Source organism: Streptomyces echinatus (assembly GCF_014203595.1).
Taxonomy (GTDB): domain Bacteria; phylum Actinomycetota; class Actinomycetes; order Streptomycetales; family Streptomycetaceae; genus Streptomyces; species Streptomyces echinatus.
Window position 1 is genome coordinate 21,885 of the sequence record NZ_JACHJK010000016.1, and the last position, 22,885, is coordinate 44,769.

Sequence of the window (22,885 nt, forward strand, 5' to 3'; positions counted from 1 at the left end):
CACTTGTCACCTCGGCGGGTGCCCTCACTCGTGTGGGTGCACCTGGTCCCGCCGTCCGTGGCATGGACGGCGGTTCCTCGTTCGGCAGCAGTGTGATGTTTGCCATTCGGCGTGATGGATCGGGGACAGACGGGCAACGTTCCCCTTCATGCCCCACGCGAACCCCCTGCGGCAGGTGATGTGATGACCACGGCGACGACCCGGGAGCTCCGGACGCCGCCCGCCCGAGACGGCGCGGCGACAGCCAGGTCCTCCCCGCCGGCCGCCCAGCCCTCCCTGCCGTCCCTCACCGGCCTGCGCTGGATGGCGGCGCTGCTGGTGTTCGGACTGCACGTCAACAACTTCGGCTATCTGGGCGGAACGGGGGGCCGCCTCGTGAACTGGGCCTTCAGCCCCGGCGCCACCGGAGTGTCCTTCTTCTTCGTGCTGTCCGGATTCGTGCTGACCTGGTCGGCGCGGCCCGGCGACCGGCCGCTCTCCTTCTGGCGGCGGCGCATCGCCCGGATCTACCCGGTGCACCTGGTCACCCTCGTCGTGGCGTTCGTCGTGGCGTGCACGCTGACGCACCAGGCGCGGCCGACGGCGAAGCAGGCCCTGTCGAACGCGTTGCTGCTGCACTCCTGGTGGCAGCCGTGGTGGCAGACGCTGAACCCGGTGAGCTGGTCCCTGGCCTGCGAGGCGTTCTTCTACGCCGTCTTCCCGCTGCTGATCCCGCTGCTGCGCCGGCTGGAAGCACGCGGGGCCACCGCCCTGGGCGGGCTGTCGGCGGCGGCGCTCCTGGTGCTGGCCTGGATGGACCTCCACCACTGGTGGTCCCACTCGATCTACTCGTTCCCGGCCGCGCGGCTGCCCGAGTTCGTACTCGGCGCGGTCACCGCCCGGCTGGTGCTGCTCGGCCGCTGGCGCGGACCCGGCATGGAGGCGTCGCTCGCCCTGGCCCTCATCGGCTACTTCCTGGTCCCGCAGGCAACGCACGGCGGCTACCCCGCCACCGTCTGCACCATCACCGGGTTCGCCCTGCTCATCCCGGCGGCGGCGGTCGCGGATCTGCACGGGCTGCCGTCCCTGTGGCGGCGCGGGTGGATGGTGCGGCTCGGGGAGCTGTCGTTCGCCTTCTACATGATCCATCTGCTGGTGCTGCGGTCCGCGACCTCCCTGCTCGGCACGAAGCCGCGCTTCGGGGCGCCGGCCGGCCTGGCCGTCACCGCGGGCGCTTTCGCCGTGTCGCTCGCCCTGTCCTGGGTGCTGTACGAGGCGGTGGAGCGCCCGGCGCGGCGGCTGCTGCTGCGCCGCCGCCGAGCGGTCCCGCCGCCGGAGCGGACCGCGGCCCGCCGTGAGGCCCCTGCGCCGGCGCGCGACTGACGACGCGACCGGCGGGACCCTTTCACCCACGCCTACGCCGATCGGCCCCCGCGCCGCCATGACCGGCGCGACCGGCCGCGACCGGCGACGCGTACGGCCGTTCCCCGCCTCACACACCGGTCGTCCGTACGCGTCGCGGGCCGCGGCCGGTCGCACGCGTGGGTGACGTCGGTAACAGCGAGGAGAGTCCCGCGGGTTTCGGGGTAGGCGGCTGATCTACACCGGCCCGGCGGCGCACCCGGCGGGCCGGCACCGTTGGAACGCACCGAAGGAGCCGAGTCGACGTGCGCGGGAAGCAGAACCGGGGAGCCGGCGGCCACCGGCCGGCCCGTCCCTCCGCCCTGCCCGCCGGTGCCCCGCGGCACTCCGGGCCGGGGCACGGGCGTCGGCGCGGAGCCGTGACCGGCGTGCCCGGTGACGCGAGCGCCGGGCCGGACACCTCGCCGCGGCGCCGACGCGTCCGGTATGCCACGGTGACACCAACTTCCCCCACACAAGGGCAAGTTGAGGCACGTTTGGCGTCGCGGGGGGCGGGATCGGCCAGGCCGGACGCCGGGGGTTACGGTGGGCGGCCGACGATGATCGACTTCGGGAGACCGGCCGACCGGCGCACCGGGTTGTGCGAGAGGAGAGGATGACAGTGTCCGAGCAGGACGCGGCGGAATCAGCACCGCGGGTGGTGAGTTCCTTCCTGGAACAGCGCAAGGAGCAGATCGCCCAGCGCTGGGCCGACGCCCCCTTGTTCCGCTCGGTCTTCACCGTCTCGCGCGACGAGGCGGTCGAGGCGTGCAAGGCCGTGGTGGAGGCGCTGTCCGAAGTGGCCGTCACCGGACGGCTGGAGGACATCGCGGCACCCGGCTTCGGCACCGTGCGCGACCAGCTGGGACGCATGGCCGCGACCCGGGCCCGCAGCGGGTCCGCGCCGGCCCAGATCGCCGCCGAGGTGGCCGGACTGCGCGCGCCCGCGGTCGACCTGCTGCGCGAGGAGTTCGCCGACCCCACGGCCCCGCAGGCCCAGGAGTGCGTGCTCACGCTGACCCTGCTGCTGGGCACGCTGCGCCTGGTGGTGATGGAGACGGCGCTGGACGCGAACACGGAGCTGATCGAACGGCAGCGGCAGCAGCTGCTGGAGGTGGCCACCCCGGTCATCGAGCTGTGGGAGGGCACGGTCGCCGTACCGCTGATCGGGACGCTGGACAGCGCGCGCAGCCAGATCGTGATGGAGTCGCTGCTGGAGGCCATCGTCGACCAGCGGGCCCGGTACGCCATCCTGGACATCACCGGGGTGCCGACCGTGGACTCGCTCGTCGCACAGCACCTGATGAAGACGGTCGCCGCGGCGCGTCTGATGGGAGCCGAGTGCATCGTCTCCGGTATCCGCCCGGCCATCGCGCAGACCATCGTGCAGCTCGGCATCGACCTGGGCTCGGTGCTCACGCGGGCCTCGCTGGCCGACGCGCTGGCCTACGCGCTGGGCAAGCAGGGCATCGAGATGTCCCGTTCGGACGCGGGTGCGAGCGCCCGGTGAACCAGCCCCTTCCCGGCCAGCCGTCCCAGGTCCCGGTGCTCGCCCTGGGCGACGTCCTGCTGGTCTCCCTGCAGGGCGAGTTGCACGACGGCATGGCCGAACAGCTGCAGCACGACATCACCCACCGCGTCTCCACCAGCCGGGTGACCGGTGTGGTGATAGACATCTCAGGGGTGGATGTCGTCGACTCCTTCCTCGGCCGGGTGCTCGCGGAGATCGCCTCCACGGCCCGGCTGCTGGCGGCCCGTACGGTCCTGGCCGGCATGCGGCCCGCGGTGGCGATCACCCTGGTCGAGCTGGGTCTCGCCCTGCCCGGCCTGGTCACCGCCCTGGATGTCGACCGCGCCATGGAACTGCTGTCCCAGAGGGGGAGCTGATGCAGCCGTCCGGCCAGGCGTCCGCGACGAGCCTGCCCATCGGCTCGGACGCGGATCTGGCCTGGGTCCGGCAAGAGGTGCGGCAGCGTGCGGCAGGGCTCGGCTTCGGCCTGGTGCAGCAGACCAAGCTGGTGACGGCGGCGAGCGAGCTGGCCCGCAACACGCTGGTACACGGAGGCGGCGGCCGGGTCGAGATAACGCCGCTGGACAACGGCCGCACCCGGGGCCTGCGGATGTGTTTCATCGACAGCGGCCCCGGCATCCGCGACCTGGAGCTGGCCATGACCGACGGGTACACCACCGGCGGCGGCCTGGGGCTCGGGCTGAGCGGTGCCCGGCGGCTGGTGCACGAGTTCACCGTCGACACCGAACCCGGCCGGGGCACGACCATCACGGCCGTCGCCTGGGTGGCTCAGGTGCCCTCGTCACGTCCGGGGGTGGGATGAGCCGGGTATGGGAGATCCCGGTGCACGACTCCACGCGGGTCCGGGACGCCCGGATCGCGGCCCGTGAGGCGTGCGGGGAGGCAGGGCTGGCCGCGCCGCGCACGGCGATCGCCGAGCTGGTCGCCACCGAGCTGGCCACCAACCTGCTCAGGCACGCCGGAGGGGGCCGCATGGTGGCGAACCTCGTGGACCGGCCGGGCGACGGAGCGGGCACGTCCGTGCAGCTGTTCTCGCTGGACAACGGGCCGGGCATCGCCGACGTGGCCACCGCGCTGCGGGACGGCCACTCCACCGCCCCCGGATCGCTCGGTGCCGGCCTGGGCAGCTGTCTGCGCAGCGCCAGCGCCTTCCACCTGTACAGCCTGCCGGGCCGCGGGACGGTGGCGACGGCCCGGATCGACCCGGAGCCCGGCGTGCGCGGGGCGCGCACGGAACAGCTGCCCGCAGGCGGCATCACGGTCGCCCTCGGACAGGCCGACCAGTGCGGTGACGCCTGGGCCTGGGTGCGCTCCGGGACGCTGCTGACGCTGCTGCTCGCGGACGGTCTCGGGCACGGCCCGAAGGCCGCGCACGCCGCCACCGCGGCGGTGGCGGAGCTGCGCCGCACCGCTCACCTGCCGCCCGGGGACATCCTGCGACGGCTGCACACCGCGCTGCGGCCGACCCGGGGGGCCGCGGTCGCGGTGGCCCAGGTGGACGCGGAGCGGGCGGAACTCCGCTTCGCCGGTGTCGGGAACGTCGGCGCCCGGTTGCGCGACGGGGAATCCTGGACGTCCCTCGTCTCCCATCCGGGGATCGTCGGGGCGTACTTCCCGGCGCACGTCCCCGTGCGCCGGGTGCCGTGGCGCCGGGACAGTCTGCTCGTGCTGCACAGCGACGGACTGCCCAGCCGCTGGGCCCCGCCGGAGGACCACCGGCTGCTCGCCCACGACCCGTCGGTGGTGGCCGCGGCGATCCTGCGCGACGCGGGCAGCCCCGCCCGCCCCGTACGCGACGACACCAGTGTGGCCGTACTGGCCCCCGACCGCCGGACCGGCACCCATGACAGCCGCCTCTGAGAACTGGACCATCGCCTCCGCGGCCGACGCGGCCCGCGCCCGTGCGCTGCTCGCGCGGCTCACCGCGGAGGCCGGCGTGCCCGCGCTCGACCGCGCCCGTTTCCTGACCGCGCTCGGCGGCCGGCTGCTGCGCGGCCTCGACGCGGGCGCCACGGAACTGACCGTGACCACCGGCGTGGGCCGGGAGCTGCGGGTGGCCCTGGGCGGACCGGAGCCCTGGCGGCACACCCTCGTCTGCCCCTCCCCCGTCCCCGGACCGCTGCCCCGCCTGGACGAGGCGCCGCTCGCCGAGGCGCTGCTGGGCGCCGACGAGGACGCCGCCGCCCTGCTGTCGAGCCTGGCCGAGACGGAGGAGCTGCTGCGGATCCACCGGGAGGAGCTGCACCAGACCAATCAGGGGGTGCTGGCGCTGCACGCCGAGCTGGAGGCGGCGGCGCTGGCGCAGCGCGAACTCCTCGACGCCGAGCGGACGGCCCGCGCGGAGGCGGAGAAGGCCCGCCGGCTGCTGACCTTCCTCGCCAACGCGAGCGCCGTGCTCAACGCCTCCCTCGACCACGACGACATCCTGCGCCGGCTGCCCGAGCTGCTGGTGCCGGAGTACGCCCGGCACGTGGACGTGTGGATCGTGGACGACGAGCGGACCCCGCCGGGCGAGCGGGCGGCGGCCACGGTGACGGCGGCACGCACCGGCCGTCCCCAGCACGCGGGGCGCCATCTCGCCGAACTCCCGGGCGTGGACGACCTGCCGGCCTCGGCGCTCTCCCCGGACCGGCCGCTGCTGTGCCTGCCGGTGGGCGCCCGGACGGTGCAGGGTGTGCTGACGCTGGCCGCGCCCGGCGACCGCTTCGACCCGGACACCACCGTGATGCTGCTGGAACTGGCCCGGCGGGCGGGCATCGCCCTGGACAACGCCCGCCAGTACGAGCAGCACCGGGATGTCGCCGAGGCCCTGCAGCGGGCCCAGCTGACCGAACTGCCCCCCACCCCGGGCCTGGCGCTGGCCGCCCGCTATCTGCCGGCGACGCACGGCCTGAACATCGGCGGCGACTGGTACGACGCCTTTCCGCAGCCGGACGGCAGTGTGCTGGCGGTGATAGGGGACGTCACGGGGCACGGGCTGCGGGCGGCGGTCATCATGGGTCAGCTGCGCACCGCGTTGCGCGCCTACGCCTTCGAGGGCAACGGTCCGGCGCGGATCCTCACCCTGCTGCACCGGATGCTCCGCCATCAGGAGCCGGAGCTGTACGCGACCTGCGCGATCGCCCGGTTCACGTCCGGTGAGCCCGGGGTGGTGTGGGCCGCCGCCGGACATCCGCCGGCCGTCGCCCGCGGCCCTCGGGGCGAGGTGCGGGTGCTGGAGGCGAAGCCGGGGATCATGCTCGGGGTGCCGATGCCGTACGAGTACGAGGAGCACACCGTCGACCTGCCGGCGGGGTCCACCCTCGCGCTGTACACGGACGGTCTGGTGGAGCGGCGGTCGGCCGGGATCGACACGGGCATCGACCGGCTCGCCCGGGCCATGGGGGCGCTTCGCACGGAGGATCTGGCGGACCTGGACGCGGCGGCGGACTCGCTGCTCAAGCCGATGCTGCACGACTCCGAGCACGACGACGACATCTGTCTGCTGCTCTGCCGCACCGCGCGGGTCTGAACAGCCGTGCGCCGGCCCCGGGCGGCGGGGGCCGGCGCACGGCGGGCGTCACTTGGAGGTGGTGCAGGAGCTGCCTCCGGCGGGATTCAGCAGCGCGATGAGGTCGATGCTGTCACCGCACAGGTTGAGCCCGAGATTGACCGGCACCTGGATCACGTTGCCGGAGACGACGCCAGGGCTGTTGGCCGCGACCCCGGTCGTGGGGTTCGGGTCGGCCGCAAAGGCATTCGCGGCGCCGGCCAGGGCAAGTACGCCCGTCAGTGCGGTCGTTGTGGCAAAGCTACGAAGACGCATGGTCTGCCTCACTAGTTGGCATTGGGACGCTTCCATCACAACCGGGGCGTGCGTCGTCCGCCTCTCCTGGTACGCCGTCCGTGCGGGGGCCCCGCGGCGATCCGCCGGGCGGCCGGTCAGGCGGCGGACGGGAAGCGTTCCCAGACCCGGTGGGCGCCCAGTAGTTGGACGAGCTGCTGGAACACGGTGGAGGCGCTGTCGCCGGCGATCACCCCGGGGGCGTCGAGCGGGATGCCGGCCGCCTCCAGCGCGGCCTCCCCGCCCTTGGCGGCACCGATGGCCTTGCCGTGCCGGAACGCCTCCGCCAGCAGCAGCCCCACGCGCGGGTCGGGGGTTGCCTGCTGGGCGTCGGGCAGGGCCGCCTTGGCGTCCCGGGCGCCGAAGGCGTCGGCGCCCACGCCGGGGGTGCCGGCCACCAGCACCGCGTCGAACTCCACCGAGCGTGCGGTGGCGTAGGTCCGCTGGACGGCCAGTGCGTCGGCGCCGTCGCCGAGGGTGCCGCCGGCCGGGGCGACGACGAGCGGGACCATGCCGCCGTCGAGCACCTCCTGGCGTACGGCCCGTACACCGTCGAGGTCGCCGTCGGGGCCGGTGACGATGCCGACGACGCGGCCGTCGGTGGGCCAGGTGTGTCCGATCTGGGAGAGGGCGGGGCTGGGCGCGACGTCGGCCAGGGGCACGGTGGGCTCGGGGGCGGGCAGGCCGAGGCCGGCGGCGACGCCCGCGCACAGCTCCGGGTCGATGTTCGCCAGGACCTGCAAGGCCCGCTCCCGGATGGCCTGTTCGTAGCACTTGGCGAGTTCGAAGCTGTAGGCGCCGATGATGTGCTCGCGCTCCACCGGGCTCATGCTGAGCCAGAACCGGCGCGGCTGGCTGAAGTGGTCGTCGAACGACGCCGGCGCCTCGCGGACCTTCGTCGCCTCCGGTACCCGTACGGGCGCCTCGATGTACGCGCCCATGTCCGCGCCCGCCGTGAACGGGCAGCCGCCGTCCAGGGAGTTGGGGCGGTAGGGGGCCACGCCCCGGTGCACGGCCGACTGGTGGAAGCCGTCACGGAGCATGTCGTTGACGGGGGCGTGCGGCCGGTTGATGGGAATCTGCGCGAAGTTGGGGCCGGCCAGGCGGGTGATCTGGGTGTCCAGGTAGGAGAAGAGGCGGCCGGCGAGCAGCGGGTCGTCGGTGATGTCGATGCCGGGGACGAGATGGCCGGGGTGGAAGGCGACCTGTTCGGTCTCGGCGAAGAAGTTGGAGGGGTTGCGGTTGAGGGTGAGCAGCCCGATCGGCTGCACCGGGGCGAGTTCCTCGGGGACGATGTTCGTCGGGTCCAGCAGGTCGATGCCCTCGAAGGTCTGGTCCGGGGTGTCGGGGAAGGTCTGGATGCCGAACTCCCACTCGGGGTAGGCCCCGGCCTCGATGGCGTCGGCCAGGTCGCGGCGGTGGAAGTCCGGGTCCATGCCGTTGACGAGCTGCGCCTCCTCCCACACCAGGGAGTGCACGCCCAGTTTGGGCTTCCAGTGGAACTTCACCAGGGTCGTCCCGCCGGCGGCGTCGACCAGCCGGAAGGTGTGGACGCCGAAGCCCTCCATGGTGCGGAACGAGCGGGGGATGCCCCGGTCGGACATGTTCCAGAGGGTGTGGTGGGTGGCCTCGGTGTGCAGGGTGACGAAGTCCCAGAAGGTGTCGTGGGCGCTCTGCGCCTGCGGGATCTCCCGGTCCGGGTGGGGCTTGCCGGCGTGGATGACGTCCGGGAACTTGATGGCGTCCTGGATGAAGAACACCGGGATGTTGTTGCCGACCAGGTCGAAGACGCCCTCGCTGGTGTAGAACTTCGTCGCGAAGCCCCGGGTGTCGCGGACCGTGTCGGACGATCCCCGGGAGCCGAGCACGGTGGAGAAGCGGACGAACACCGGTGTCTCGACGTCCTCGGCGAGGAATCCCGCCTTCGTCACGTTCGCCGCGGTGCCGTAGCTGCGGAACACGCCGTGCGCTCCGGCGCCGCGGGCATGGACCACGCGCTCGGGGATGCGCTCGTGGTCGAAGTGCATGATCTTCTCCCGCAGGTGGTGGTCCTGGAGGAGGATCGGGCCGCGGGGCCCCGCCTTGAGGGAGTGGTCCGTGTCGTACAGCCGGGTGCCCTGGGCGGTGGTGAGGTAGCTGCCGCTCTGGGCCGTCCGCGCCTGGTCGGCGCCGGTCGGCTGGCCGGTCGGGGAGACGGTGTCCGGGCCGCTCTGGTCGGGCTTGGGCGGAAGCGGCTCATGGGGTTCGGTCGGCTCGGCGACCGTCGGCGACTCGGGTCCCGGCTTGCCGGGGATGCCGTTCTCCGGGCCCGCGGGTGTTCCCTGCAGGGCGTCCGCCACCTTGTCCGCCGCTCGCTTCAGGGGGTTCGTCTCGCTCATCAGTACCAATTCCTTCGCTGGTCACGGGGCGGGCCCGGCGCGGGCGAGGTGGGCGTCACGATGCGCGGTGACCACGCCGGGGCAGGCGGCCGACATCGCGGATGTTCCGGGTGAAACGTGGGCGAACAGGGTTGACGGCGGCCCTCGTACCGAGGTCCCCGGGGCGGGGCGTCCGAAACCGGGAAACGCGGTGGTTTCCCGGTCGGGGTGAAGTCGGGCCGTCTCACGTCGAGTTGCCGGGATGACAGACCCGCCGGACGCACTGGTCCGGACCCGGGGACCGCCGGCAGGGCCATATGCCCCCTGCCGAGGACGCCTTCGTCAGCAGGGCCGGCTTCTTGACCCGGAGCGGGCGCACACCCGGCCGCCCGCACGAGCCCACCCTAGGCGCTGAGCCCGGGCGGCGCAGTTCGAAAGGGGCCGGTCAGGGTCGTGTACGGGGGTGGGCCGGTCAGGCGCGTGCCGTGACGCGGAGGGTCTCCAGGGAGGAGTCCGCCGCGTCCGGGACGAGGAAGCCGTGGGCCATGCCGGAGCGCAGATAGTCGACGACCTCGGCCGTGATCTTCTCGCCCGGTGCCACGACCGGCACGCCCGGCGGGTAGGGGCTGATCGTCTCGGCGGCGATCCGGCCCACGGCCCGCTCGGCGGGCACCTGTTCGGCGGGCCCGAAGAAGGCCTCGCGGGGCAGGACGGCCTGTTCCAGTTCGAGCGTGCCGGGCTCGGGCAGGTCCACGGCGGGCTGCCGTTCGATGGAGTCCGCGTGCCGCACCAGTGAGCGCACGGACTCCAGCAGCAGTTTCTCGGTCTCGTCGTCGTCGGAATGGGTGATGGAGGCGCTGATCCGGCAGCTGTCCGAGCCGCCCATGTCGATGTGGCGGTGGGCGCGCAGCCACTCGGTGGCCTGCATGCCGCTGATGCCGAGGTCCCGTACGTCGACGACGATCTTCAGCGGGTCGAACTCGGCGGCCAGGCCCTCCTCGACGACCTCCCCGCCCATCACGCGCAGCCCCGGCAGTTCCCGCAGCTCGGCCCGGATGCGCTCGGCGCGGTGCAGGGCGGCGTCGAGGAGGCCGTGCCCCTGCTCGACCATCTGCCGGCGCCAGCCGTCGAGGGCCGCGTAGACCAGGGTGGAAGGGCTGGTGGTGCCGAGCAGGTCCTCACGCTGTTTCAGCACGACGGGCGAGACCCGGTCGTGCTGGAGGTGGAACACCGAACTCTGCTCGATGGCCCCGCCCATCTTGTGGACGCTGGTGACGACCAGGTCGGCGTCCGCGTTCATGCCCCAGGCGGGCAGCGCGGGGTGGAAGGGCAGATGGGCACCCCAGGCCTCGTCGACGATGAGTGGCACGTCGACGGCGTGGCAGGCGTCGGCCACCCCGCGGACGTCGGCGCAGGTGCCCCAGTCGGTGGGCGTGATGAGCAGCATGCCCTTGGCGTCGGGGTGCTCGCGCAGGCGGTCGCGGACGTCCTCGGGCTCCGGCGGATGGGCCATGTGCCGGTCGGCGTCAAACTTCGGGTGGACCCAGACCGGCTCGACGCCGTTGATGATCACCGCGGCGATGACCGACTTGTGCGCGTTCCGGGACAGCAGCAGCTTCTCCCCCGGGCCGGCGACGGAGCACATCGCGGTCTTCACGGACAGGGAGCTGCCGCAGGTGGAGAAGAACGCGTGCTCGGCGCCGACCGCGTCCGCCATCAGCTCCTGCGCCTGCTCCACCACGCCCTGGGACTGCCGGCGGTCGTCCAGCCCGTTGAGGCTGAGCACGTCCGAACGGAAGACGTCCGGTCCGAGGATGTCGGCCACGCGTGGATCCGTCCCGCGTCCTTGCTTGTGACCCGGAGGTCCGAAGACCACGTCTCCTCGTCGCCGGAACTCCTGCAGGGCCTCCAGGACGGGTACGCGTGAGTGATCCATGTGCCGGTCCTCCTGAGCCGATCGTCGTCGCACCCCCGAGTTGCACCCGTCCGGCACCCCAAACCCGGCGGCCGTCGTCACGGCGGTCCGGGCGACCCGCTCCGGGCCCGCGCCGACCCGCCCGGCCCGGATCGCGGACGTCGGCGCTCCGGCGGCGCGTCGGTCACGCTCAGACCGGCCGGCCGCAGCGGACCTCCCCCGCGTCCTCCCGCCCGTCGGCGTGAGTGCGGGCGCGCGCGTATTCCACGGCGGCGGGCAGCGCCCGCCGGATCGCCTCCGGGACCCTGCCGCGGGCCGGCCACTCCACCAGGCAGCGCGCCACCTCCCGCAGTTTGACGTTGGTGTGCTGCGACATGTGCTTGAGGGCGTCCCAGCCCTGGTCCGGACTCAGTCTGCCCACGGTGATCACCACGCCGATCGCCTGGTCGATCAAGGCGTGCGAGACCAGGGCCTGACGCAGCTGGCCGACCTCCTCCTGGAGCGCTGTCAGCCGGTCCGCCGTCTGCTCGTCTCGTCCGATCATGAGATCACCCTGGGCAGCCCGGCAGCCCGGCGACAGCCACCTGGCGAACAACGGGGCAAGCCACCGTACAGAAAACGAAAAACCGCTGGTCAGCGAATACATGTAAGCGCCGGAAGGGGGCAATTGGGGTCCATGGAATCGCTCACTTTCGACAGCGACGACCTGGATGTGACGGAGGAATTCCTCAGCCACGCCTACGCCAGAATGCGTATCGCCAGCGGTACCCCCGGCTCGCACCGGGCCCGGATCCGGCGCTCCGGCATTCCGTCGGTGAGCCTCGACGAGCTCGCGCTGGACTTCGAGATGGAGTACTCGGTGACGCCGCTGGGCCGGATCTGTCTGTGTGTCGTGCACGAGGGCACCGTGCGGGACCACAGCTTCCAGGGCGTCGAGGACTCCTTCGGCCCGGGTGACGTGGTGCTGTTCGCGCCGCCGGACCTGCCGTACGCGGGACGGATCTGCGACGCCCGCTACAACATCACCATGCTGGACCCGGCGCTGCTCTCCCAGGTGGCCGGGGGCCCGGACGGCTCGCCGCCGGTGCGGCTGACCGGTCACCGGCCGCGTTCGGAGGCGGCGGCGCGCCATCTGCACCGGACCATCGCGCATCTGCGCGACACCGTGCTCGTCGATCCGGAGATCGCGGACCAGCCGCTGATCGCCGCCACGGCCGGCCAGCACCTGGCCGCGAGCGTCCTGGCCGCGTTCCCCAACACGGCGCTGGACGAGCCCGAAGGCGCGGACGGGGACGGTGTGCGCCCGGCGGTGCTGCGCCGCGCGCTCGCCTACATCGACGACCACGCGGACCAGCCCGTCACGGTGGCCGACATCGCCGCCGCGGCCCATGTGACGGTGCGCGCGCTGCAATACGCCTTCCGCCGTCATCTCGACACCACCCCGCTGGCCCAGCTGCGCCGGGTGCGGCTCGCGCACGCGCATCATGACCTGGTGGCGGCCGGCCCCGGTGACGGGGTCACGGTCACGGAGATCGCGGCCCGCTGGGGCTTCCACCACCCGGGCCGTTTCGCCTCCCTGTACCGGAGCACCTACCGCCGCGCCCCGCACCGGACGCTGTCCGACGGCTGACCCGCGTCCCGTACGAAGGCGGGCCTGTGTACGGGACGCGGGGGCGCGCTACGGGAAGGACGTCACCTTGGACGGGACCGTGCCGGTGCCCGAGGTGGGTGCGCCGGTGCTGTTCACGACGTGGGCGTACTGGCCCTTGCCGCCGAGGGAGATCACCTGCAGGTCGTGCATCCTGATCCCCGGTCTCGCGGGCACCTGGAAGCCGTGTGCCTGGACGATCGACGGGTCGGCCGTGTAGTTGCAGTAGCTTCCCAGGCCCCACGCCTCGTGGGCGGTGACGGAGTCGGCGACCTTGTAGGCCGCGTAGCCGGTGATGCCGTCGTGGGTGATGGCGGCGGCGTTCGGGGCGTCGTACGCCTTCTCGTTCTGGAAGAAGATCGTCCGGCCGCGTTCGCCGTTCCAGTAGACGTCGTACTTGTTGAAGTGCTCGACGAACAGGCCGGTGGCCAGGACGTCGTCGCCGTTCACGCGCAGGCCGTAGTCGGCGCGGTTGGTGTCCCAGCCGACGCCGCTGCCGTGGTCGGCACGCCAGATCCAGGTGTGGTCGATGACGACGTCGTCGCTGTTGACGACCACGGAGTCGGTGGCGAGCCCGGGGCCGGCGCCGCCGATGCGGACGAACACGTCCTGCATGGTGGTGGGGTTCGCCGAGTGGTCGGCGGTGGAGCCGGGCTCGCCGATCCGCAGCAGGGTGGCGGAGTCGGCCGGGCCCGCGTCGATGAGGAACCCGGCGAGCCGCACGCCGTCGACGTCGGCGACGTGCATCGCGTCGACGCCGTTGTCGGGGACCAGGGTGGCGAGGCCGAGCCCGAGGACGACGGTGTTCGCGCGGGTGACGTCGATGGTCCGGTCGAGGTGGTAGACGCCGGGCGTGAACAGGAGGTTGAGGCCCTGGGCGAGGGCCGCGTCGATGGTGGCCGCCGTGGCACCGGGCTTGACGACGTAGAACTGGTCCAGCGGGAGGGAGGTGCCCGCGTCGGCCGGCCAGGAGACGCCCCGGGCGCCCGTGCGCTTGGCGGGGACGAACACCTTGTAGTCGCTGCCGTCCAGGTAGAGGAACGGCTTCTCACGCGAGACCGGGGTGGTGTCCAGCGTGGTGTACGGGCCGCTGTCGAAGTCGGTGGCGGGTGCGCCCTGGACTCCGGAGAAGGTCATGTTCCACACGCCGTTGGTCCAGCCGCCGACCGAGCTGTCGCGGGTGTACCACTGCTGCTGGGAGTACGGGCCGACCGTACCGTCGATCTTCGAGTCCGCGATGTAGCCGCCGGACGCCCAGCCGTAGCCGTTCGGGGCGAGGTTGAGGCCGCCCTTGACGTGGATCCGGCGGAAGGGTGCCGCCTGCGCGACCGCCCAGCGGTCGGTGCCGTTGGACGGCGTGATGGCGAGGTTCTCCGCCGAGCGCCAGAAGTTCTGGGTGGCGTTGCCGTTGAACCAGCCGGCGTCGACGGTCACGTCACCGTTGATCTGGGTGTCGTCGGGGTTCAGGCCGAGGCCCGAGATCGAGGTGTAGAACCCGATCTGGGCGTTGATGCCGTTGTAGGTGCCGGGCTTGAGCAGGAACTGGTAGCGGCCGGTGCCGAACTGGGCGGATTCCTGCTGGGCGAAGACCTGGTCGAACTTCTGCTGGAGGTTGGGCGTGGAGGGGTCGACGACGATGACGTTCGGGCCGAGGTCGCCGCCGCCCTGGACCGGCGGGACGCCGGTGGTGCCCGTGTGCACGGCGACCTCCCACAGGGAGTAGCCGTAGCCGGTGGCGCGGGCGGTGCCGTGGATCCGGACGTACCGGCCGGAGCCGCTGACGTCGTACGACGCCTTGCCGCCGCTCGCGCCGGTGACGCTCCGGAGCGTGTTCCAGCTCTGGCCGTCGGTGGAGGCCTGGATCTGGAAGTCCTTGGCGTAGGCGGCCTCCCAGTTCAGGTCGACCCCGCACAGGTCCTGGACGGAGCCGAGGTCCACCTGGAGCCACTGGGGGTCGGCGGCCTGGCTGGACCAGCGGGTCGCGGTGTTGCCGTCGAAGGCGGCGGAGGCGGGTGTGCCGGCGTTCTCGGTGGAGGAGGCCGTGGCGGGCCTGCCCTGGGCGGCGTCGGCGGTGCCGCAGCCGGTCTGGCCGCCGTCCGTGCTGCCGAACACCTGGAACTCCCAGAGGGAGTAGCCCCACTGGGTGGCCCGGTGCACGCCGAGCATCCGGACGTAGCGGCCGCGGCCTGACACGTCGAGCGTGTCGACGCCGCCGTCGGAGCCGGTGACGGACTTCAGGTCGGTCCAGGTGGTGCCGTCCGCGGATATCTGGACCTTGTAGTCCTTGCCGTAGGCGGCCTCCCAGTCGAGGACCACCCGGGTGACGGCGGTGGTGCCGCCGAGGTCGACCCGGAACCACTGGTCGTCGCCGGCGGCCGAGGACCAGCGGGTCCCGGTGTCGCCGTCGACGGCCTGGGCGGCGGCGGTGCCGTTGTTCTCCTGGGACGACGCGGTGGCCGTCTTCCCCTGGGACAGGGGGATCTCGGCCGCGGTGGCCGAGGGGTGCGTGGCGGGCAGGACGATCAGCGCGGCCGCGGCGGACAGCGCGACGCCCAGCGATCTCCATCTCATTCGGCGGCTCCAGACGAGTGCGGGGGTCGAACGACTCGACCCCACGGCTTAGTTCATGTTTTGATTTAAGTGATGAACCAAGCGGGCCACAAGCCTTCGGAAGTCATCTCCTTCAACTGATGTGCCGGACCGGCACTTTGCTCAACGCGACCGGGACGTCCCGGCCTTGACCGACTCCAGCAGGGCGGCGTGGGTCCCGGTGTCGGCCGCCGCGATCAGCCCGCCCGCGCCGGTGTGCAGCGGCTCGCCGTACAGGCCGGTGACCGTGCAGCCCGCCGCGCGGCACAGCGCGATGCCCGCGGCGAAGTGCACGCTGTCGGCGAGGTGTCCGTCGGTGACGTAGGCGGCCCGGCGTCCGGCGGCGACCCAGGCCACCGCGAGGGTGCTGGAGATCACCCGGGGCCGGAACCGCTCCGCGAAACCGGGGTCGGCGAGCAGGCGGACCGCATGGAACCGGGGCGCGTTCGGGAACGGAGGATCGAGGTTGACGTCCACCAGCGCGGACCCGGCCGACGGACTCAGTTCCGCGTCGTCGCCGTCCCGGCGGACCCGGGCCCGCTCGCCGTCGGTCCAGAAGACCTCGCCGCTGAACGGGTCGGCCGTCGCCGCCGCGGTGACCTCCCGGCCCACCCGCAGGGCGACGTTCACACCGACGAGCATGTTCTGCACGGCGTAGTTGAGCGTGCCGCACAGCGGGTCGACCAGCCAGCGGCGGCCGGCGCCGGCGGCGCCGGTGCGTCCGCTCTCCTCGGCCGTGACCGCGTCCCCGGGGCGGGCGGCGCGCAGGACGTCCAGGATGGCCCGCTCGGCGGCGAGGTCCGCCTCCGTCGCGAAGTCGCCGCCGGACTTCGCGTAGTGGTCCAGCCGCCGGCCGTACAGCTCGCGGACCACCGCCGCACCGGCCTGGGCCGCGGTCACGGCCACCTGGGCGTCCGACGCCCCGTTGCTGATCGACATGGCCGCAGGATACGGGGGCCCACGGACCCGGTCGCGTCCGGGCCCGGAGCCGGCGCGGCGGGAGCACGCACCTGCCGCCGCGAGGTCGCCGTCCGGCGACGTCGCGGCGGGCGGGGGGCCTCAGCCCTTGGCGGGGGTGAAGGACAGGGTCTGTTCGGCCGCGGTGCGTCCGTCGCCGAGGGAACCGGTGCCGGTGTCCGTCCAGGTGCGCGGCGGCGTGGTCTCGGCGAGGCGGCCGGAGGCGGCGGAGAGGCCGAGCACGAGGCCGCTGTAGCGGTTGACCAGGCGGTATCCGCCGGCGGACGCGGCGGGGATCACGAACCACTGCTGTCCGACGGCCGGTCCGCCGGCCCGGGCCACGCCGGCCGTGGGCTTGGCACCCCAGGCACGGCCGGCCGTCCTCGTGGAGTCGACGCCCAGCAGCCGGCCGGTCGCCGCGTTGGTGAGGGTGAAGGCGCCGTCGCCCGTCGGGGTGAAGGACCATGTGGCCCGGGCGGAGCGGGTGGCGCCCGCCGTCGAGGTGACGGCGGAGCCGCCGGACGCCTGGACGAGGATCCGGCCCGTGCCGGCGGCGATGCGGTACCCGCGGCCGGTGTCCACGGGCGGGGCGGCCGGGGCGGAGGAGTCGAGGGTGAGGTCGACGTACTCTCCGGAGGAGTCGTGGGAACAGCCGAAGGAGCAGTAGGCGCGGAAGGTCTTCCCGACGACCGCGGAGCCGGTGCGGCCGACGCGGTCCAGGAACCAGCGGTACCAGGAGGCGGTGGTGTAGTCGCCCGTGTCGCCGAGGAGTTCCCACTTCTGGCCGGCCAGGTCGTCGGTGGCGTACAGGTACTGCGGTGCGTCGCCGCTCTGGTCGACGGCCTGCGGTGTGCCGATGTAGCGGCCGAGGTAGGCGTCGTAGGCGATGTTCATCACGAACAGCGGTGAGGTCGGGGGCATTTCGCCGGCCGCGATCTGTTCGGCGGCGGTGCCGGTGTTCGCCGGGTCGTACTCGGCGGAGACGGGGGTGTAGCCGGTGGGGTGGCCGGCGTCGACGGGGACGATGTTGCTCTCCCGGCCGCTCGTGCCGGGCTGGGACCAGGCGCCGTCGTACCACTTGCGCCAGGAGCCGGGGGCCATCTTCGCGGCGATCGGGGCACGGGCCACATGCTCGTAGAACGCCTTCCAGCCGCCGCTCTTGTCGACGATCCGCGAGCCGTAATAGACGTAGAAGTAGCCGGAGGCGGTGTCGGCGAACAGCCGCTGGTCGCCGTCGCCGTAGGAGTACGTCTGGTGCGGGAAGGCCGTGGTGTCGGCGCGCTTCGTGCTGTACGGCGAGGTGATCACATGGTCCTTGACGGTCCAGGTGCGGCCCCGGTCGGTGGAGACGGCGTAGTCGATGGCGTCGTAGTGCAGCCCGTCGCCGAAGGGCTGTGGCGTGAACTCGTTGTGCACCAGGCCGTACCAGTCACCGGTGTCGGGGTCGATCCACACGCCGGACAGGTCGCAGTAGTTCCGCTGCGCGTAGCCCGAGCCGCTCGGGGCGTAGGTCGCCTCGCGGCCGGTGGGGCTGTTGTTGCAACGCCAGGTGGTGTCGTCGTTGCGGTCGGCGGGGTTGGCCGGGTTCACGGCCTCGCTGAGCTTCTTGTCGTACGTCGCCGAGTCGAAGTCCCTGCCGGTGTAGAAGTCCCAGACCCGTGGGTCGTCGGCGCCGTAGAGCGCGGCGGACTGCTGGTAGTGGAAGGTGCCGTCCCGGTCGAGGTACGGGGTGGCGGGGGTGTCCGTGGGGTGGGTGAACGGTACCGGGGTTCCCACGGTCACGGTGTAGCCGGTGCCGGAGGGGGGCGCGGCCTGTGCGGGGGACACGGTGCCGCCGCCCAGGACGAGGGCGACGGCGGCGGCCACGGCGCCGCCTGCTCTGCTCAACAGTCGCACGGGAGCTCCTAGTTGCCGAAGGTCCGGTTGCACGGAACGATCCGGCCCCCGGCGTCGCCCCGGCAATGGATTCCCGTACGCCGCTTCTTGCACTTTCGCGCGTGCATTCCCGACCGTGCGACCACGTTCGCGCAGGGTTCGATGCGCGCAGGGTTCGACCGGAGCGGGCACTCCTTCCGGGTCAGTGCGGCTCGGACGGCACGGCGCTCAGGGGGGTGTCCCAGGCCAGTTGGCCGAGGAGCCGCTCGTCCGGCCCGGTGGGACGGGCCATGACGGGGGCCGGGCCGGACGGTGTGCGGGTGCCGCGGGACAGGCCGCCGCTGACCGTGATGTTGTGCTCCGCGCGCGGCCGCCGGTGCCGCTCGTACTCGGCGAACGCGGCCTCCGGCGCGGGCAGGTCGCGCAGTGCCTTGGCCAGGACGACGGCGTCCTCCAGGGCCATCGAGGCACCCTGGCCGGTGGCCGGGGAGGCCGCGTGGGCCGAGTCGCCGACGAGCAGGACACGTCCGGTGTGCCAGGGCGTGCCGAGCGGCAGCTCCGTGGCGTTGGTGACCATGATCGCGTCGGCGGAGCCGTCGACCAGCCCGGCGGCGGGCGTGGCGTCCTCGCGCAGCAGCGGGAGAAGTTGCTCGCGCAGCACGTCGGGCGGCGCCGGGGGCGCCCCGGCGGGCAGCGGCTCGCCGCCGGCGCGGGCGAACCAGTACGTCTCCCCCGCCGGGGACACCGCGTACCCGAAGGCGGTCCCGCTGCCCCGCACCATGGTGATGGCGCCGTCCGGGCCGGGTGCGGGCGTGCCGGCGTAGCCGTAGTAGACGCGCTGGCCGGCGTACACGGGCCGTACGCCGGGCGTGAGCAGCCGGCGTACGGTGGAGTTCAGTCCGTCGGCTCCGAGGAGCAGGTCTCCGGTGGCCGTGGTGCCGTCGGCGAAGCGGGCGGTCACACCGTCGGGGCCGTCCGCCACGGACACCAGCCTGGCGCCGTGGCGCAGCCGGATGCCGCGCCCGACCGCCTCGTCCTGCAGGGCCGCGTTCAGCTCGCCCCGGCGCAGACAGCGGTAGCGCAGGGCGGGGTCGTCCGTCTCGCCCATCGGTACGTGCGTCACCTCGGTCCCCCGGCCGTCCAGCAGCCGCAGTGAAGTCAGCGGAAAACCGACGGCCGTGACGGCTTCGGTGGCGTCCAGTTCGGCGAGCGCGCGCATGCCGTTGCTCGCCAGGGTCAGGAAGGCGCCGAGGTCCTCGGCCGTGTCCGGGTGGGCCTCGAACACGGAGACGTCGAAGCCGGCCTTGTGCAGCCCCAGGGCGGTCGCGGTCCCCGCGATGCCACCGCCGATCACCAGTACCCTCATCGCATCCGCTCCGGTCGCCTGCCGCCTCCGCGCGCCGGCAGTGGTGGCGACCATCTAAGGGCAGCGGGGGCCGCGCCGGGGCGTGCGGGGCCGAGATCCGGACACGGCCGGCGGGCGGGGGACCGGGCCCGGGCACCGCCGGTGGGCGGTGGCGGACGCGCGGAGGGTAGTGGCCCCGAGGGGTCGTCAGCGCTTCGGCAGGATCTGGACGGTGTCTCCGACCGTGCGTTCGCCGGCGGCGTCGGACGGATGGTTGACCAGCTTGCCGTTGACGGTCATCGCGGTGGAGCCGCCGCCGTCGAGGTTGATCGCCTGCACGGCGCCGAGCGACTTCATGAAGGCGGCGGACTCGTAGACGGTGAACCCTTCGCTGCCGTTCGTCAGTCGCCCGTCCACCGTGACCAGGAGCAGCCGGCCCAGCTTGTCGATGCCCGCGAGGGTGCGCGGCTGACGGACGCTGGCCCACGCATATCCGAAGGAGGTGTACGGGGGGTCGACGAAGCCCTCGGCGGCGGCGTCGATGTCGATGCTGCCGTCCTTCACCAGGGTCGGGGCCGCGCTGACGATCGAGTCGCCCGCGCCGAGCACGACGCGCTCGCCCTCCGCCGTCCGGATGACCTCGTCGACCCGGACGCGGCTGTGCGGCTTGGCATGCGTCTTCAGCCAGTCGGCCGCCCGTCCGATGCCCTGCAGCACGTGTCCGCCGCTGGGTACGTGACCGCCGCGCGCGCCGACGGACACGACGGTGCCGGATGCGTTCAGCACGACCTGCACGCCGGCTCCGGTGGGCAGGGCGGCCCGGAAGGCGGGCGTGAACTGGACCATGTCGTTGGCGAGTTGGCAGGTCACGTCCTGCCAGGGCAGTTCGCTGGGCGTGGTGCCGGGACGACCGCAGTTCCGGACCGTGCCGGGCACCCGGTTGATGCCCTGGATGCGGTAGGCGGCCGTGCCCGACCGGGCGGTGACGGTGGTCGTGAGGTCCGCCATGCGGTAGCCGCGGCCCCCGTCCTCGATGATCAGCGCGGAGCGGGAGCCCGCCGCCATCGACTCCAGTTCGCCCCGGTAGGCGCCGATGCCGGCCATGGTGCCCGGCACGCCGTCGCGGGCCGTCATCACGAAGAAGCCACCGTTGACCCCGACCAGCGACTTCATCTTCCGGGCCACCGCGGAGGTGGTCTCGCGCTGGGCCACGTTGCCGTCGTGCGTGGCTTCGACCCTGCCCTTCAGGGTCTTCGGGTCGATGACCGCCACGTGGATGTTCTCCCGGTCGGCCGGCTCCTGGACGTCGTATCCGGTCCAGGAGAGCGTCGCGTGGAACCCGGCCCTGACGACGGCCGACGCGGCCTTCTTCGCCTCCGCCTGGGTGGCGAAACGGCCGGTGCGGACGCGGTATCCCATCAGCCCGTGCGGGGTGTCGGCGTAGCGGGGCCACTGGACGCTCTCGGTCCGGGGCCGCAGGCCGGCCGCGGTCAGCTTGCGCGCCGTGTCGTCGGCCCATGTGCGGGTGCCGACCTCGGCCCAGGCCATGGGCGAGTCCGGGTCGTTCGAGTCCCACCGGGACTTGGCCGGGGCCTGGACGGTGACCGTCCAGGAGTGTTTCGTGCCGGGGTGCAGGATGACGCCGGTGCGGACCGTGACGCCGGGAGCGAGCGTCCTCGATGTCCACCGGGCGGTCGTCGTGCTCTGCGCGGTACGCACGAGCTGCGCGGTGTGGGCGGCGTGGGCGGTGTGCGCGGTGTTCGAGGCGGGTTCCGAACCCGCCTCCGCCGCGCTGAAGAGGAGGAGGAACGGTGCCGTCACGGCGAGCACGACGGTTGTCGCGAGCCGCGCGCGGACACGAGTGGTGTTTTGTGCAACACCCTGGACATGGGTTTGACGCATGCGCATGCACCTCACGAATGGTCTGGCGCGACAACGCACCTCGGCAGCTGTCGTCTACTTCACCGGCCGTAGGTGACGACCACCGTCTCGTGAGCCGAAGTAATCACGACAGGCATATGAACTCGACAGCGCCGAAGGGGGATCGAACGATTTCTTCCCGCGCCGTCGACAACGCACGCGGCCGACCGGGTGACTATTTTCGCCGAATGGGGAGGAATCCCGCGCCGGACACGCCGGAACACACGCGAACGGCGGCGCGCAGGGGGCGCCGGGGAAACCGGGCCGTCCGCCGGCCGCGCGGGCGGTCGGCGGCGCGCACACTGTCGTGCGGGCCGGTCTCGTGGATCCCCGGCACCGTGCGCCGGCCACCACCGCTCGGCGCGGGGCCGTCGCACGAGCCGTCGCCGAGGCACGCGCCGGTTGCGCTGTGCGCCGACACGCCCCCCGTGCGAAGCGTTGTCACCGGTGAAGTGGGTACGTCCCGGCCATGCGGGTGAGTGTGGTGGATGCGGGGTCGAACACGGTCCGGTTGGTTATCGCGGATGTGGAGGGTGGCGTTCCGCTGCCGGTGCACACGGTCAAGTGGAAGCTGCGCCTGTCCGAACAGGTCGGTCCGGACGGCACCATCGCCGACGAGGCGGTGGAGCGACTGGTCAAGGCGGTGGGCGCGGCGGGCGCCACGGCGCGGAGGTGGCACGCGGGGGGCCCGCTGGCCTTCGCGACCGCGGTGGTCCGCAACGCCCCGAACCGCCATGACGTGCTGCAGCGGGTGGCGTCCGGGACGGGAATCCGCATGTGCACCCTGCCCGGTGAGACGGAGGCCGAGCTGACCTTCCTTGCGGCCCGCCGCTGGCTGGGCTGGAAGGCGGGCCCGCTCGCGCTGCTGGACATCGGCGGCGGCTCACTGGAGGTGGCTTTCGGACGGGGCCGGCTGCCCGATTTCGCCGCGTCCCTGCCGCTGGGTGCGAACCGGCTGACCCGGGAGCACCTGGGAGTCCAGGACCCGCCCGGGCCGGGCGAGCTGAAGGAGCTGCGCCGCCGGATCCGTCATGAACTGCGGGACGTGGCCTCGCGGATCCGCTGGGAGCGTCCCCGTACCGCCGCCGTCACCTCGCGTACGTTCCAGCAGCTGGCCCGGCTGTGCGGGGCGGTGCCGGGGCGGTACGGCCCGTTCGTGGAGCGGGAACTGGTCTGCGGGGACCTGAAGGCGGCGGTGCACTCCCTCGCCGCGCTGCCCGCCGCCGAGCGGGCCCAGCTGCCCGGGATCTCCGCCCCGCGCGCCGCCCAGAGCCTGGCCGGAGCGGTCGTCGGGCACACGGCACTGAAGCTGATGGGCCTGCCCCGGGCCGTCGTCTGCCCCTGGGCGATCCGCGAGGGCGTGCTGCTGCGGTACGTCGAGGACGGCGCCGACTGGTGGACGGACGCCACCGGCACCGCCGACACCACCGTGGCGCCGTCCGCCACGGCACCCCTGCGCATCGCGATTCCGCCGGTGTGACCGGGAGCAGTGGCCGGTCACGTCGCAACTCCCCGCACCCGGCGGGGAGTTGCGACGAGCCGATC

General features: G+C 73.0%; 17 protein-coding genes. 8 read left to right on the forward strand and 9 right to left on the reverse strand.

Translation table 11 applies throughout. The annotated features are described in order from the left end of the window. The first annotated feature begins 183 nt into the window (after positions 1-183). The 6 genes from FHS34_RS34045 (at position 184) to FHS34_RS34070 (ending at position 6,422) form a co-directional block, all read left to right on the forward strand. Entirely contained in the window at positions 184-1,362 is a 1,179-nt protein-coding gene (locus FHS34_RS34045) for an acyltransferase family protein (RefSeq protein ID WP_184972741.1), read from the forward strand. A 634-nt stretch (positions 1,363-1,996) separates the two neighbouring features. Continuing rightward, entirely contained in the window at positions 1,997-2,890 is an 894-nt protein-coding gene (locus FHS34_RS34050) for an STAS domain-containing protein (RefSeq protein WP_184972743.1), read from the forward strand. Continuing rightward, positions 2,887-3,267, forward strand: a complete 381-nt coding sequence (locus FHS34_RS34055; protein ID WP_184972745.1) for an STAS domain-containing protein — start codon at positions 2,887-2,889, stop codon at positions 3,265-3,267. The genes FHS34_RS34050 and FHS34_RS34055 overlap by 4 nt, the downstream gene beginning before the upstream one ends. After that, positions 3,267-3,713: an ATP-binding protein gene (locus FHS34_RS34060; RefSeq protein ID WP_184972747.1), complete on the forward strand. Its 447-nt coding sequence runs from the start codon at positions 3,267-3,269 to the stop codon at positions 3,711-3,713. Before FHS34_RS34055 ends, FHS34_RS34060 begins: the two co-directional genes overlap by 1 nt. Beyond that, complete coding sequence (locus FHS34_RS34065) at positions 3,710-4,771, forward strand: SpoIIE family protein phosphatase (RefSeq protein ID WP_184972749.1); 1,062 nt, start codon at positions 3,710-3,712, stop codon at positions 4,769-4,771. Before FHS34_RS34060 ends, FHS34_RS34065 begins: the two co-directional genes overlap by 4 nt. Then, on the forward strand, positions 4,755-6,422 hold the full coding sequence (locus FHS34_RS34070) for a PP2C family protein-serine/threonine phosphatase (protein WP_184972751.1): 1,668 nt from the start codon (positions 4,755-4,757) through the stop codon (positions 6,420-6,422). Before FHS34_RS34065 ends, FHS34_RS34070 begins: the two co-directional genes overlap by 17 nt. Before the next feature lie 48 nt (positions 6,423-6,470). Here the strand turns inward: FHS34_RS34070 and FHS34_RS34075 are convergent, their stop codons facing one another. From FHS34_RS34075 to FHS34_RS34090, 4 genes are all read right to left on the reverse strand, one after another. After that, the gene (locus FHS34_RS34075) at positions 6,471-6,716 is read right to left on the reverse strand and encodes a chaplin (RefSeq protein WP_184972753.1); all 246 of its coding nucleotides are present in this window, start codon (positions 6,714-6,716) and stop codon (positions 6,471-6,473) included. 116 nt (positions 6,717-6,832) lie between these two features. Further along, positions 6,833-9,112 carry a catalase gene (locus tag FHS34_RS34080; protein WP_184972755.1) on the reverse strand — a complete coding sequence of 760 codons (2,280 nt, stop codon included), beginning with the start codon at positions 9,110-9,112 and terminating at the stop codon, positions 6,833-6,835. A gap of 451 nt (positions 9,113-9,563) precedes the next feature. Continuing rightward, positions 9,564-11,027, reverse strand: a complete 1,464-nt coding sequence (locus FHS34_RS34085) for an aminotransferase class I/II-fold pyridoxal phosphate-dependent enzyme (RefSeq protein ID WP_184972757.1) — start codon at positions 11,025-11,027, stop codon at positions 9,564-9,566. Positions 11,028-11,196: 169 nt separating this feature from the next. Then, the gene (locus FHS34_RS34090; protein ID WP_184972759.1) at positions 11,197-11,550 is read right to left on the reverse strand and encodes an ANTAR domain-containing protein; all 354 of its coding nucleotides are present in this window, start codon (positions 11,548-11,550) and stop codon (positions 11,197-11,199) included. 132 nt (positions 11,551-11,682) lie between these two features. Here FHS34_RS34090 and FHS34_RS34095 point away from each other — a divergent pair, with 132 nt between their 5' ends. Then, positions 11,683-12,636: a helix-turn-helix transcriptional regulator gene (locus FHS34_RS34095; protein WP_184972761.1), complete on the forward strand. Its 954-nt coding sequence runs from the start codon at positions 11,683-11,685 to the stop codon at positions 12,634-12,636. 48 nt (positions 12,637-12,684) lie between these two features. On the opposite strand, the gene FHS34_RS34100 is transcribed toward FHS34_RS34095, so the two are convergent. From FHS34_RS34100 to FHS34_RS34120, 5 genes are all read right to left on the reverse strand, one after another. Then, positions 12,685-15,225, reverse strand: a complete 2,541-nt coding sequence (locus tag FHS34_RS34100) for a discoidin domain-containing protein (protein WP_184972763.1) — start codon at positions 15,223-15,225, stop codon at positions 12,685-12,687. 141 nt (positions 15,226-15,366) lie between these two features. After that, positions 15,367-16,182, reverse strand: coding sequence for an inositol monophosphatase family protein (locus tag FHS34_RS34105; RefSeq protein ID WP_184972765.1), 816 nt, complete (start codon positions 16,180-16,182; stop codon positions 15,367-15,369). 120 nt (positions 16,183-16,302) lie between these two features. Continuing rightward, entirely contained in the window at positions 16,303-18,087 is a 1,785-nt protein-coding gene (locus tag FHS34_RS34110) for an RICIN domain-containing protein (protein WP_245002500.1), read from the reverse strand. Positions 18,088-18,277: 190 nt separating this feature from the next. Beyond that, positions 18,278-19,441: an FAD-dependent oxidoreductase gene (locus FHS34_RS34115; RefSeq protein ID WP_184972769.1), complete on the reverse strand. Its 1,164-nt coding sequence runs from the start codon at positions 19,439-19,441 to the stop codon at positions 18,278-18,280. Positions 19,442-19,627: 186 nt separating this feature from the next. After that, positions 19,628-21,241, reverse strand: a complete 1,614-nt coding sequence (locus FHS34_RS34120) for a phosphodiester glycosidase family protein (protein ID WP_225817377.1) — start codon at positions 21,239-21,241, stop codon at positions 19,628-19,630. A gap of 568 nt (positions 21,242-21,809) precedes the next feature. Between FHS34_RS34120 and FHS34_RS34125 the strand changes: the two genes are divergently transcribed. Continuing rightward, a complete protein-coding gene (locus FHS34_RS34125) occupies positions 21,810-22,820 on the forward strand; it encodes a Ppx/GppA family phosphatase (protein WP_184972774.1) in 1,011 nt (336 codons plus the stop codon). Positions 22,821-22,885: the final 65 nt, after the last annotated feature.